At 30.6% G+C, this 12,518-nt stretch carries 13 protein-coding genes and 1 tRNA gene; 6 read left to right on the forward strand and 8 right to left on the reverse strand.

What is annotated here, in order from left to right; translation table 11 throughout:
* Positions 1–78: 78 nt before the first annotated feature.
* The 3 genes from I0K12_RS16010 to I0K12_RS16020 form a co-directional block, all read right to left on the reverse strand.
* Positions 79–411, reverse strand: a complete 333-nt coding sequence (locus I0K12_RS16010; protein ID WP_196889153.1) for a restriction endonuclease subunit S — start codon at positions 409–411, stop codon at positions 79–81.
* Positions 408–1,970, reverse strand: coding sequence for a type I restriction-modification system subunit M (locus tag I0K12_RS16015; RefSeq protein ID WP_196889154.1), 1,563 nt, complete (start codon positions 1,968–1,970; stop codon positions 408–410). The genes I0K12_RS16010 and I0K12_RS16015 overlap by 4 nt, the downstream gene beginning before the upstream one ends.
* A gap of 217 nt (positions 1,971–2,187) precedes the next feature.
* Positions 2,188–2,271: transfer RNA gene (locus I0K12_RS16020), tRNA-Leu, on the reverse strand.
* A gap of 168 nt (positions 2,272–2,439) precedes the next feature.
* On the opposite strand from I0K12_RS16020, the gene I0K12_RS16025 reads away from it, so the two are divergent.
* From I0K12_RS16025 to scpA, 5 genes are all read left to right on the forward strand, one after another.
* Positions 2,440–3,099, forward strand: coding sequence for a DUF6515 family protein (locus I0K12_RS16025; protein ID WP_196889155.1), 660 nt, complete (start codon positions 2,440–2,442; stop codon positions 3,097–3,099).
* A gap of 452 nt (positions 3,100–3,551) precedes the next feature.
* Positions 3,552–4,157 (forward strand): uridine kinase, encoded by a 606-nt coding sequence (gene udk / locus I0K12_RS16030; RefSeq protein WP_196889156.1) that lies wholly within the window; start codon positions 3,552–3,554, stop codon positions 4,155–4,157.
* 81 nt (positions 4,158–4,238) lie between these two features.
* On the forward strand, positions 4,239–4,496 hold the full coding sequence (locus tag I0K12_RS16035; RefSeq protein WP_317194445.1) for a septum formation initiator: 258 nt from the start codon (positions 4,239–4,241) through the stop codon (positions 4,494–4,496).
* Between the two features lie 215 nt (positions 4,497–4,711).
* Positions 4,712–6,106 carry a methylmalonyl-CoA mutase subunit beta gene (locus I0K12_RS16040; RefSeq protein ID WP_196889158.1) on the forward strand — a complete coding sequence of 465 codons (1,395 nt, stop codon included), beginning with the start codon at positions 4,712–4,714 and terminating at the stop codon, positions 6,104–6,106.
* A complete protein-coding gene (gene scpA / locus I0K12_RS16045; protein WP_196889159.1) occupies positions 6,099–8,165 on the forward strand; it encodes a methylmalonyl-CoA mutase in 2,067 nt (688 codons plus the stop codon). Before I0K12_RS16040 ends, scpA begins: the two co-directional genes overlap by 8 nt.
* A gap of 494 nt (positions 8,166–8,659) precedes the next feature.
* Here scpA and I0K12_RS16050 read toward each other — a convergent pair whose 3' ends face one another.
* The 5 genes from I0K12_RS16050 to I0K12_RS16070 all read right to left on the reverse strand — a co-directional run bounded on the left by I0K12_RS16050 (position 8,660) and on the right by I0K12_RS16070 (position 12,138).
* Positions 8,660–9,064, reverse strand: coding sequence for a hypothetical protein (locus tag I0K12_RS16050; RefSeq protein ID WP_196889160.1), 405 nt, complete (start codon positions 9,062–9,064; stop codon positions 8,660–8,662).
* Between the two features lie 3 nt (positions 9,065–9,067).
* Entirely contained in the window at positions 9,068–9,271 is a 204-nt protein-coding gene (locus I0K12_RS16055; protein WP_196889161.1) for a hypothetical protein, read from the reverse strand.
* A gap of 293 nt (positions 9,272–9,564) precedes the next feature.
* On the reverse strand, positions 9,565–10,230 hold the full coding sequence (locus I0K12_RS16060; protein WP_196889162.1) for a response regulator transcription factor: 666 nt from the start codon (positions 10,228–10,230) through the stop codon (positions 9,565–9,567).
* Positions 10,223–11,926 (reverse strand): hypothetical protein, encoded by a 1,704-nt coding sequence (locus I0K12_RS16065; protein WP_196889163.1) that lies wholly within the window; start codon positions 11,924–11,926, stop codon positions 10,223–10,225. Before I0K12_RS16065 ends, I0K12_RS16060 begins: the two co-directional genes overlap by 8 nt.
* Before the next feature lie 20 nt (positions 11,927–11,946).
* The gene (locus tag I0K12_RS16070; protein WP_196889164.1) at positions 11,947–12,138 is read right to left on the reverse strand and encodes a hypothetical protein; all 192 of its coding nucleotides are present in this window, start codon (positions 12,136–12,138) and stop codon (positions 11,947–11,949) included.
* Between the two features lie 80 nt (positions 12,139–12,218).
* On the opposite strand from I0K12_RS16070, the gene I0K12_RS22130 reads away from it, so the two are divergent.
* Positions 12,219–12,341, forward strand: coding sequence for a hypothetical protein (locus tag I0K12_RS22130; RefSeq protein WP_255552909.1), 123 nt, complete (start codon positions 12,219–12,221; stop codon positions 12,339–12,341).
* The last annotated feature ends 177 nt before the right edge of the window (positions 12,342–12,518 follow it).

Raw genomic sequence — 12,518 nt, forward strand, 5'->3', positions numbered from 1 at the left:
AAATTCGAATAAAATACTTTGAAAAAAGAGAGAAAATTATGAAAATTGCTGTCGGAATACATAATTTCAGAGTTACACTCAGAAGTCCCTTACAAAATCAATCGTGATAATGTTTAATAGATACACATAATATGGTGAAATATTTTCAAATGAGTGTGTATAGAATAAAGTATCCACAGTCCAAAATTTACCAGTTAAAAAAACAGGTTTATCAATTGTTCCTTTTCGTCCAATACCAACACTTTCACCATCATATAGATAATCATTTACAAATGTCATAAAACCACCTGTTCCATAAACAGGAATATTTCCATTTTGAAGATGTTTATAATCTTTACCACTTCCAATTTTTAAAACATCTCCAATTTTCTTTAATGACCAATCCTTAGGATATTTTACTTCTTCCCTCATATCCCCAAGTCCTTTAAAAATCCAACTAATTTAGCATCAATCGTTGCTTCTTCACTTTTTAGTTCGGCTAATTGTTTTTGTACGGCTTCTAAATCTACTTCAGGTTCGGGTTCGCTAGTGTCAATATATCTTGAAATATTTAGGTTAAAATCGTTTTCTACAATTTCGCTAATCGGTACTATGCGCATGTATTTATCTACATCTTGTGCAGCGTCGTAGGCATTTACAATTTTGTTAATATGCGTTTCTAAAAGTTCGTTTTGGTTTTTCCCTTCTTTATAATCGCCACTAGCATCAATAATGCTTACGGTTCCTTTTTGGGCTTCGGTTTTGTTTTTATTAATAATCCAAACCGAAGCAGGAATTCCTGTATTGTAGAACAAAGCACTTGGTAAACCAACAATTCCTTCTACCAAATCGTTTTCTAGTAAAGCTTTACGGATTTTAGCCTCCGAAGAACCTCTAAAAAGTGTACCATGTGGCAGTACGACTCCTGCTTTTCCGTCTTGTTTTAATACCGAAATCATGTGCTGTAAGAAAGCCAAATCTGCATAACCTCTTGGCGGAATTCCATAGGGAAAACGTCCATATGAATCGGTAACAACTTTGGTGTAATTGGGTGTTACTTTTTTCTCCTTTCCGTCTTTTCCTACTTTGGTTTCTACATTTACTTCCGCAGGTGTCCACCATTCTTTAGCTGAAAAGGGTGGGTTGGCAATCACACGATCAAAAAGCATTAGTTCATTGTCTTCATTTTTGTGTTTTGGGCTTACCAAAGTATCTCCTTTTTGGATGTCGGCATCGTCAAAATTGTGCAGAATCATGTTTAGTTTACCAATAGCCCAAGTACTCAAGTTTTTTTCTTGTCCAGCAAGCGAAACATTGATGACATTGTCTTCTTTTCCACCTTCTTGTTTGGCAATGTATTTGGCAGCCTCAATCAACATACCTCCAGAACCACAAGTTGGGTCGTAAATTTTTTGTTTGGGTTGTGGTTTGATCAATTGTACGATAAGTTGCACTACGCCTTTTGGTGTATAGAATTCTCCACCTTTTTTACCAGCATCATCCGCAAATTGCTTGATCAAATATTCGTAAGCAGCACCTAGTAAATCATTAGATTCTAAATGATCGTTTCGTAGTGAATACATGTTAAAATGACGCAATAAACGTTGTAACACATCATCTGAAAGTTTTTCCTTGTCTCCAAATTTAGTAGTGGTAACTACATTTTCTAAAGAAGAATTTTCACGTTCGATAGCAGCAAATGCTTTGTCAAGCGTTACACCAATATTTTCCGTTTCTTTTTTTAAGTTTTCCCATTTGGCTTCTTCAGGAAGTTGAAAATACGAATCGTCCTCGGCTTCTTCTCTAGAATAACCTTCTTCTTTCATCAAGTTTTCTACTTCTTCTTCAAACATATCATTCGAACGTTTTAAGAAAAGTAAACCAAAGATATAGTTTTTAAAATCCGAAGAATCGATACTTCCTCTTAATATATTTGCAGAATCCCATAACCAACTTTCCAATTGGTCTAAAGATAATTTGTTGATTTCCATTTTATTTTATTTGTTTTTTGCTTAAATAATACAGATTATAGTTTGAAAATTCTATAAGGTTTAAGCTTCTCATTTTTAAAGTCAAATGCTCCTTTTACTAAAGGTACGAATTTGAAAGCTCGAAAATAAGAAATCTAAAGAGAGAAACTGCTAAAATCAGGGAAGTGATTTGTTAATTTTTCGGAAAAGAGTATTCTTAGAAGTAGAAAAGATATAGTGCACACAGTGGGACTCGAACCCACACTTTCTATTGAAAACAAATCCCTCAAACTTGCGCGTCTACCAATTCCGCCATGTGTGCTTATGATGTTGATGTTTACAAATATAAAATCTCTTTTGAATTAAAAAAATTCTATTAAATAGATTTTAAATAAAAGTTAAATTCAATAAAACTAGTATTACTTTAATATTTCTCTAATATTTTTCCTTTCAATTCTTTCTAACTTTATGTAAGAAAACCCTATAAGCCATGAAAGCAACATTGAATTTTAAGATAATACTGTTCGTTTTTTTAGCCACATTAACCTTTAATACAAATGCACAAAACGAGTCAAAAATAGAGAGAAGTAGGCCAGCGAAACCAATTCGTCCGCCACACGTACGACCAGCAAGGCCGATTCATCCACCACATACAAGACCAGCACGACCAATTCATCCACCGCATGTAAAACCAATTCCTGCGCATGTTGTATTTCCGAGTCATCATCATTATATTCCACCATATCGTCATCATGTGAGGCATTATTTTCCGCACAGACCTGTGATTTATTACCATCACGGTCATCCTTATCATTTTTATGATGGAAGATATTGGAGACCAAACAGAAATCGATTTATTTTCTCAGCTCCTCCTTTCGGATTGAGAATTAATTTACTTCCAATAGGATTTCAAACAGTAATTGTAGGAACAGATTCTTATTTCTATTTCAAAGGAACTTTCTATAAGAGACTAGGAAATCAATACGAAGTAATTCATGCGCCATACAATGCTGTTGTTTATGAATTACCAGAAGAAGCAGTTGTTGTCAACATTAATGGGAAGAAGTATTATGAATACAATCATGTTTTATATAAAGTAGTAACAACTCCAAGAGGAAAAGCTTTTAAAGTTGTGAATTATGTAGAATAAAATAGTTCCCCTCTTGAGAGAGTAGGAATTGTTAGATTCTAATAAAACTTAGGATCACACAGAAAGGTTAGTCAACCTATTTACGTTCTTGTTCATTTTTTACTTGTCTAAAAAACGAACCAAAAAAGGACACTTTCATAAAAGGTGTTTTTTTGATAACAAGGTCAAAAAACCGCATTTTAATTACTAAAATTCCTACAAGGATTCGGAATTTCTTAACGTAATTAAAATACTTCACTCATTATGAAAGACCTTTGAAAATCTTCGATTTTTTTAAAAAAATAAAAAATTGAATAGTTCTTCTCTTGATAGAAATTAGCGAAGTATAAGCTCTTTTTTGTGAGATAATTTTTTATAAAGAAAAACAATCATAAGATTTTAAAAAATAACAAAAATCAGAGTGGAATTTTATTACTTTTGCACTCCGGTAATACAAATCAAAATATACGAAAATGCTCATAATTGGAATTGCCGGAGGAACCGGAAGTGGAAAGACAACAGTTGTAAACAAAATCATTAAAGAACTACCTCAAGATGAAGTTTGCATCATTTCTCAGGATCATTATTATAATGAAACGAATGACTTGTCTTATGAAGAAAGAACGAAAATAAATTTTGATCATCCAAACTCAATTGATTTTGATTTATTGGTTTCTCACCTAAAAGAATTAAAGAAAGGAAAAACTATTAAGCAACCAATCTATTCTTTTGTTGCGCACAACCGTTTAGAAGACACCATAAATACACACCCAAAAAAGGTAATAATCGTTGAAGGAATTCTTATTTTCAACAATAAAGAATTAAGAGATTTATGTGATATCAAGGTTTTCGTTCATGCGGATGCAGACGAAAGATTGATTCGAAGACTTCGTAGAGATATCTCAGAAAGAGGAAGAACTATTGATGAGGTGCTAAATCGTTATCAAGATACTTTAAAACCTATGCATCAACAGTTTATTGAGCCAACAAAATCATATGCAGACATCATTATTCCTAATGATAAATTCAATACTGTTGCAATTGATATTGTTCGTACGGTTATTAATGAAAGATTGTAGGAAATTTACTACCTTTACCCTATGATTTTAAAAAAACTAAAAAAAAATATTCTTTTCAAAGTTATTAGTAATAGATTTGTTTTGATATTACTAATTTTCGTTGTTTGGATGCTTTTTTTTGATGAAAATTCGTATTTAAGTCATGTGGAGTACGATAAAGAAATCGAGAAGTTAGAAATCGAAAAAGCTTACTATCAGAAGGAAATCGTAAAAGATAGAAAAATCATAGAAAGCTTTGAGAATGAAGAGAATTTAGAACGTTTTGCTAGGGAAACCTATATGATGAAACGTAAGAATGAAGATATTTTTATTATCGAATACGACACCATTTCGAATTAGAAACAATTGTTTTTTTATATATAATTTTTATTATTAAATATTTTGTGTGAAAAGTTCCTCCTAAAGAGGTTAGAGTTGTGAAAAAACAACAACTTTCAAATACAAATTCAATTGTAATAAGATTTAATTAAAGTCATTTAAAATTTTAGAATCTAAAAATTTAAATGACTTTATTTTTTTACTGACCAAAAACATAGTTAAACCACTTTTAAAACATGAGTGATTTTTTATTTAATGAATTTGAGCCTTCATCTGCGGCTGCTTGGAAGCAAAAAATTCAGGTAGATTTAAAAGGTGCGGACTATAATGACACTTTACTTTGGCATTCTAGAGAAGGAATTACTGTAAAACCTTTCTACTTTGCTGGAGAAACAGAATCATTTGCGCCAGAAACAAAAAATAAAGCTTACGAAGTTTGTCAAGAAATTTATATTTCTGACGAAAAAACTGCTAATTTCCTAGCAAACGATGCTTTGCAAAGAGGAGCAACTTCTATTATTTTCAAATCAAAAGGAGTTTTTGTAATAGAAGATGTTCTAAAAGACATTCCAGAACAAACAAAAATCCAATTTCAATTACAATTTTTAGATGTTGATTTTTATAAAAAACTAATTGATGCTGCGGCAAAATTTATTCTTTATTTAAACCTTGATGTAATTTATCAATTGGCAACTTCTGGAAACTGGTTTGCAAGCGAAACAGAAGATTTTAAAAACGTTGCTACGATTTTAGAATATGCAAAAGGAAAAAATGTTTTTGTTTTAGGAGTAAATGCAGAATTGTATCAAAATTCTGGTGCAACAACAATGCAACAAATTGCTTATGCACTTGCACAAGGAACAGAATATTTAGAGAAATTTGGAGCTGTAATAGCAAATAATATCCAATTCAATTTTGCGGTTGGAAGTAATTATTTCTTCGAAATTGCAAAAATTAGAGCTTTCAAAAATCTGTGGAATACAATCTTAGCAGAATACAATACGACAGTTGAAAATATTGAAGTTTTTGTAACGCCAAGTTTAAGAAATAAAACATTATACGATTATAATGTAAACATGCTTCGTACAACAACAGAATGTATGAGCGCAATTCTTGGTGGAGCAACTACAGTTTCAAATATAGCTTATGATGCTATTTTCCATAAGAAAAACGAATTTGGAGAAAGAATTTCTAGAAATCAATTATTGATTTTAAAAGAAGAATCTTACTTCGAAAATGCACAAAATTTTGCTGACGGAGCTTATTATATTGAAAGCTTAACGGAGCAATTAATGGAAAAAGCATTATACATTTTCAAACAAATTGAAGAATCAGGAGGGTTTATCAAGCAATTGTTTAAAGGAAATGTACAAAGAAAAATCGCAGAAAGCGCTTTTAAAGAGCAAGCAGATTTTGATAATGGAAGTGAAATTTTATTGGGAACAAATAAATACCCAAATCCAAAAGATTTCATGAGTGAAGATTTAGAATTATATCCATTTTTAAAGTCGAACAAAAACACAACTGTGATTACACCAATTATTCGTAAACGTCTTTCACAAAAGATGGAAAAAGAAAGATTGGAAGCAGAAAAAGTAAATGCGAACTCTAAAGAAGAAGCAAATGGCTAGAAAAGATTTTTCAAAATTAGAAATTAAGAAGAGCAATCAGCCAGCAGTTGCTCCTTTAGAACATCAGGATTTTATTGCTGGAATGCCTCCATATTTAAGAGGACCATATTCAACGATGTATGTTCGTCGTCCTTGGACGATTCGTCAATATGCAGGATTTTCTACAGCAGAAGAAAGTAATGCTTTTTATAGAAGAAATTTAGCAGCAGGACAAAAAGGTTTGTCTGTAGCTTTCGATTTAGCAACGCACCGTGGTTACGATTCAGATCATGAACGTGTGCAAGGAGATGTTGGAAAAGCTGGAGTTGCGATTGATTCTGTAGAAGATATGAAAATCTTATTCGATCAGATTCCTTTGGATAAAATGTCTGTTTCGATGACAATGAACGGAGCTGTACTTCCGATTTTAGCATTTTATATTGTTGCAGCAGAAGAGCAAGGTGTAAAACACGAACAACTTTCTGGAACAATTCAAAATGATATTTTAAAGGAATTTATGGTGCGTAACACATATATTTACCCACCAACTCCTTCGATGAAAATTATTGCGGATATTTTTGAATTTACAAGTAAAAATATGCCGAAATTTAATTCAATTTCTATTTCTGGTTATCACATGCAAGAAGCTGGAGCAACACAAGAAATTGAATTAGCTTATACTTTAGCAGATGGTTTAGAATATATCCGAACTGGAATTGCAGCAGGTATGGATGTGGATGTTTTTGCGCCAAGACTTTCATTTTTCTGGGCAATTGGAATGGATCATTTCAAAGAGATTGCAAAAATGAGAGCTGGAAGAATGCTTTGGTCAAAATTGGTAAAACAGTTTGAACCAAAGAATCCAAAATCTTTAGCATTAAGAACACACTGTCAAACAAGTGGATGGAGTTTAACAGAACAAGATCCATTTAACAATGTTGCTAGAACTGCAATTGAAGCGATGGCTGCTGCATTTGGAGGAACACAAAGTTTACATACAAATGCCTTGGATGAAGCAATTGCTTTACCAACAGATTTCTCTGCGAGAATTGCAAGAAATACGCAGATTTATATTCAAGAAGAAACAAATATTACAAAAACTGTAGATCCTTGGGCTGGTTCGTATTTTGTAGAAAATATGACCAAAGAAATTGCAGATAAAGCTTGGGAATTAATTCAAGAAGTAGAAGAGCTTGGAGGAATGACAAAAGCGATTGAAGCTGGAATTCCGAAGATGAGAATCGAGGAAGCTGCTGCAAAAAAGCAAGCAAGAATCGACAGTACACAAGATATTATTGTAGGTGTAAATGCTTACCAATTAAAAGAAGAGGATCCGCTTCATATTTTAGAAGTAGACAACGAAGCAGTTCGTCAGTCACAGATTGCAAGAATTCAAGAAATCAAAGAATCTAGAGATTCGGAGAAAGTAAAAGAAGCTTTAGAAAACATCACAAACTGTGCGAAAACTGGAGAAGGAAACTTGTTGGATTTAGCGGTGAAAGCTGCTAGAGTGAGAGCAACATTAGGAGAAATTTCAGATGCGTTGGAATCTGTTTATGGAAGATATAAAGCAACAATTAAATCGATTTCAGGAGTGTATTCTAAAGAAATTAAAGACGATGCATATTTTGCAGAAGCGAAAGATTTAGCAGACAAATTCTCAGAATTAGAAGGAAGACGACCAAGAATTATGATTGCAAAAATGGGACAAGATGGTCATGACCGTGGAGCAAAAGTAGTTTCTACAAGTTTTGCCGATTTAGGTTTTGATGTGGATATCGGACCATTATTCCAAACGCCTGCGGAAGCTGCAAAACAAGCTGTAGAAAATGATGTACATATTTTAGGAGTTTCTTCACTTGCTGCTGGACACAAAACTTTGGTGCCACAAGTAATTGCAGAATTAAAGAAATATGGTAGAGAAGATATTATGGTAATTGCTGGAGGAGTAATTCCTGCGCAAGATTATCAATACCTTTTTGATAGTGGTGTTGTTGGAGTTTTTGGTCCTGGAACCAAAATTGCCAAAGCTGCTATTGAAATTCTGAAGATTTTAATTGAATCTGTTTCGGAAGAATAAAAGATTTAAAATAATAAAGAAAAAGCGATTCGTTGGAATCGCTTTTTTTGGTTAAAAATTATCATGAAAAAGTTTATTCTTAAAAATCGAAATAAAATAATTTATACTGTTTTATGGTTAATAGGATATTTGTTCCTAACTATTATGAGTTATGATGATAAACATAAATATTTTTTAGGCTTAAGTCTAGCTGCATGTTTTATTTATAGTTTGTTGATTCTTTTTATAAATATTGTTTTACTTAGGAATTCTAGGTGGAAAGTGAATGTTTTTTATTCGATTTCGATTGTCATATTATTAATTTCAAAACTTGAAGTTAATCTTCTACTGGTTTTAATGATTACGAATTTAGTGATGATAAATAGCTTTTCTTTTTTGGAGAGAAAAGGATTAGAATAGAAAAAAGTGATTCAGATGAATCACTTTTGTTAATTTTAAAAATCATATTCTGATTGATTAATTAGAAATTGAATAACATCTTTTTGAGATTTTCCTTATTTCAATAAGCTCATCATTTGTTTGGAATTTTGCTTAATTTCAGAAGGTGTTTTTCCATATCCTCCTATTAAAAATCTACTCATATAGAAATCTATATAATATAGTTGTGAAGATTTTATATTGAAAAAAGAATAATTTCCTTCTTCAGATTTAGAAATGATATAATTCTTATTTCTTTTTACAATTTTAAAAGTTGTAAATGTTTGTTTTTCATTAGTTTTAAAATTGAAATCTTCATCAGTAACTTCAATATCCAATAGATATGGATTATTGAATTCTGATAAACCATTTTTTTGACTAATACTTATTTTTATTTTAGAATCTATTTTATAATTTTTTGTTTGACAAAAAGATAATTGAGAAAATAGAAGTATGATGAAAATTAATAAATATTTATTCATGATTTATCTAGTATGACAATTATTAGAACAATGATAACACCCATCAATATTGTGATAATATTTTTTGGCTTCATTTATTGCACTTTTACAATTGGAAAATTCTCCTAGATAAATACAATTATTTGAATTAGGAAGAAAATAACAAACTTGACTATGAACTTCATGCTCACCTGATTTTTGAGCAGTTTTATTTACATAATATTTCATTTGATTAAATTTTTAAAATTAATAATATGTGAAAATAAATCGCTTTAAAATCAGTTCCTTACGGGTTTCCGTAAAAGCGGAGAATTATCTGATGAAAAATGTTTTTCTGCACAAGGGATTGTACGGGAAAGCTTTTGTTTTTGAGAATTAGAATTTCTTAGGAAACGTAGGCGACCGAGAGGAAGCCCACGGGTTTCTTAGAAATTCTTATTTGAAAATACAAAACTTGTACGGTAAAGCCCGACTCGCAATGTAGTGAAGGGATTGCCCAAATATTTTTTTGAGAAAAATTTTTAAATAACTCCCATGTCTTTCGCAATAAAAACCAAATTTGTTAGATTTTTTGCTTTAAAAATATCTTTTAATCTATTCAATTTTTTCTCGATAGCGCTTGTACTATTTGGTTTAATATTATTTTTTCTTAATTCCTTCTGAATTTTAGTTTGCGTAAAACCTTGCGCTAAATAGTTTAATAAATCAATATCATATTCATTTAAATCTGTATCGCTACTAGAACTATTTGCTTCTGCAACTGATTCCGAAAGATAAAGTTCTCCTTTTTCAACTTTTTCAACAGCTTTTGCTAAATCATCTAAACCATATCGACCTTTACAAACATAAGCTTTCACTCCAACTTCATGGATAAAACGACGTACTTTCTCAATTTTGTTATCCGAAGAAAAAATAATAATTGGCAACTCTGGAAAACGATCTTTAACAACATCAATCAATTCTTCACCAGATTTTAAATCTTGTCTCACATGATTTTCTTCAAAAGATAAATCAGAAATTAATAAATCATACGGATTTCCATTTTCTTTTTCCTTTTGTAATTTCATTAAAGCTTCATCACAATATTCAATAATGTCGAAGTTTGAAATGTTTAATTTTTCAAAAATATGACGTATTCCCGCATTTATAACATCAATGTCTTCAACGATTAAAACTCTTTTAAACATATTTTATTTTTATTTCGGCTTTAAAGCCTTTGTTATTTTCAGATTCAAAATTAACACATCCATTAATGGAAAAAATACGGGTTTCCACATTTGGACGAATTTTTTTTGTTTTAAGATCAAAACCGACACCATTATCCTTATAATTTATTTCTAATTCTTCTTCCGATTCTTTAAATTTTAAAACCACCATTTTTGCTTCACTATGCTTTTTCATATTGATTAGAAGTTCCTGAACAATTTTATAAACAGCTTGTTTCTTTTTTTTATCAAGTTTTGAAAAAGTACAATTTTGAAGGCCTGAAGTAATGATGTTTACCTTCGGATTTTTATAGTTCAGCGTTAAATCCTTAAGTTGCTGTCCAAAATCTTGACGGATTTTTACTGGCTCAATCTCTCTCGAAATATCTCGGGCATTTTCATATACTTTACTCAAAAAAGTTAAAGCATCTTCTTCGTCAGATTTCATTTTTTCCATCGCTTGAAATAAATCATTTGCTACTACATCATGCACTCTTTTAGAATACATAATATCACGATCATGAATCTTTTTAGAAAAGAAAATTTCTTTTTTATGAATCTCTTTTTCGTGTTTATTTTTAGCTTCTAAAGCTTTTTTCTTATTTCGAATTTTGGTAAACCAATAACCAGCAATAGAAATCAGAATTACTATAACAGAAACAAAAATCAACAAAAGTGTTCGTTTGTTTTGCTTTTCAATGACCAACTTGTTTTCTTGGATTTCTTTCTCCTTTTTTCCAAAATTATATTTGACCAAAGCAAATTTATTCAAGTCATTTTGTTTTGCTTCCTGAATGCTATCATTCAATTTTTTATATTCTTTGAAAACAGAAGTTTCATTCAAATCTACTAATGTGTTCAAAGCATTATATAATAGTTTTTTCGAATTATTTTGTTCTGCAAGTTTTTTCGCTTTCCAAGCATATTCCTTTGCTTTTTCTAAATTATTATTGTTTTGATAATACTCCGATAAGTGATTATAACTTGATAATATTCTTGATGTATCTTTTAGTTCGCTTCTTAGCTTTAAAGCCTTTTCAATTTCTTCTAAACCATCTTTAGAATTCACTAAATTCTTGATATGTCCAAGATTTCCAAGAATCAAAGCCTCTTTCTTCTGATTTTTTGTTCGTATTACAATTTCGTAAGATTTTGAAATTTCTTTTAAAGCTTCTAGGTATTTTTTGTGATTTCTATATATAATAGACCTATTATTAAAAATAGAAATACTATCTGATGATTTTGTAGCAAGTTTCAAGACAGAATCATTTAATTCTAAAGCTTTTTTTAAATCTTTTCTTGTATTATATAAAGTTTCTAATTGCGTAAAAATACTTTTCTTATAAATTTTGGTGTAATTGGTTTTTGGACTCTCTTCAATTAATTGTAAACCTTTTGTAGCTGTTTGTTCACTTTCAGAATAAAACCCCATATTATATTCCATTCTAGAAATAAAGTATGAAATATAAGCAGCATTGATTTTGTTGTTTTTTTCAATGTTTCGGTCTAATGATTTTTTTAAATAAGTATAAGTTGTGTTTAAATCAAAAGCATTGTTTTTAGAGTCAAAAGAAGTCGTTATATATAATAAAGTATCTTTTATTTCTTGTGAAAAAGAATTGGTATAACTACTTAAAAAAATAAAAAAAATGAGGAATGATGGGGATTTTGCTTTCATTCCTCAAAAATATAAAAAATTTAACCTATATCATCGTCTTCTGTTGGTGGAGGTGGAGGTGGCGGAGGAACAATAGGATCTTCAGCATCATCATCACAACATGCTTTTATTTCGGTACTTTTTATTTCTTCTCCTGTTACATCATCATTTTCACAAGAAAAAAATGCGAAAATGTGGAAACCCGTAATTATAATTAGTAATGTTTTTTTCATTTTGTAAATCATTAGAAATTCGACAATGGATTTGCTTTTCGATGAATTTTTCATCGATTTGGGTTTGCATTTTGCGCAGAATGCAATTCAAGACGTCTTATGTAGGAAGTGGAAAATTTGTAGATAAAGAAGCTAAATCACTTCCTGAGGTTTTGAGCTTTTTATCTGCAAATTCTCTTATAGAATTGTTACTACATTACTAGCTATTCGTAAATAGGTTTCATTCAATTCTACGTTGCAAATCACTGAAGAATTTCCAATGGACAGTTAGACAGAAAATGGAAAGAATATGGACTTTTTCTAGAGAAATAAAGGTGTCCAAAGGGTGTCTAGCTTTTGTCTAATGAATATTTAAACGAAAAAAATAAAACAAAACCGTT

The organism is Aureivirga sp. CE67 (assembly GCF_015767245.1).
Classification (GTDB): Bacteria; Bacteroidota; Bacteroidia; order Flavobacteriales; family Flavobacteriaceae; genus Aureivirga.

Bases quoted from the DNA above. Each gene is read 5' to 3' on its own strand.
- I0K12_RS16010 (WP_196889153.1), bottom strand. From the start codon at position 411: ATGAGGGAAGAAGTAAAATATCCTAAGGATTGGTCATTAAAGAAAATT.
- I0K12_RS16015 (WP_196889154.1), bottom strand. From the start codon at position 1,970: ATGGAAATCAACAAATTATCTTTAGACCAATTGGAAAGTTGGTTATGG.
- I0K12_RS16025 (WP_196889155.1), top strand. From the start codon at position 2,440: ATGAAAGCAACATTGAATTTTAAGATAATACTGTTCGTTTTTTTAGCC.
- udk (WP_196889156.1), top strand. From the start codon at position 3,552: ATGCTCATAATTGGAATTGCCGGAGGAACCGGAAGTGGAAAGACAACA.
- I0K12_RS16040 (WP_196889158.1), top strand. From the start codon at position 4,712: ATGAGTGATTTTTTATTTAATGAATTTGAGCCTTCATCTGCGGCTGCT.
- scpA (WP_196889159.1), top strand. From the start codon at position 6,099: ATGGCTAGAAAAGATTTTTCAAAATTAGAAATTAAGAAGAGCAATCAG.
- I0K12_RS16050 (WP_196889160.1), bottom strand. From the start codon at position 9,064: ATGAATAAATATTTATTAATTTTCATCATACTTCTATTTTCTCAATTA.
- I0K12_RS16055 (WP_196889161.1), bottom strand. From the start codon at position 9,271: ATGAAATATTATGTAAATAAAACTGCTCAAAAATCAGGTGAGCATGAA.
- I0K12_RS16060 (WP_196889162.1), bottom strand. From the start codon at position 10,230: ATGTTTAAAAGAGTTTTAATCGTTGAAGACATTGATGTTATAAATGCG.
- I0K12_RS16065 (WP_196889163.1), bottom strand. From the start codon at position 11,926: ATGAAAGCAAAATCCCCATCATTCCTCATTTTTTTTATTTTTTTAAGT.
- I0K12_RS16070 (WP_196889164.1), bottom strand. From the start codon at position 12,138: ATGAAAAAAACATTACTAATTATAATTACGGGTTTCCACATTTTCGCA.
- I0K12_RS22130 (WP_255552909.1), top strand. From the start codon at position 12,219: ATGCAATTCAAGACGTCTTATGTAGGAAGTGGAAAATTTGTAGATAAA.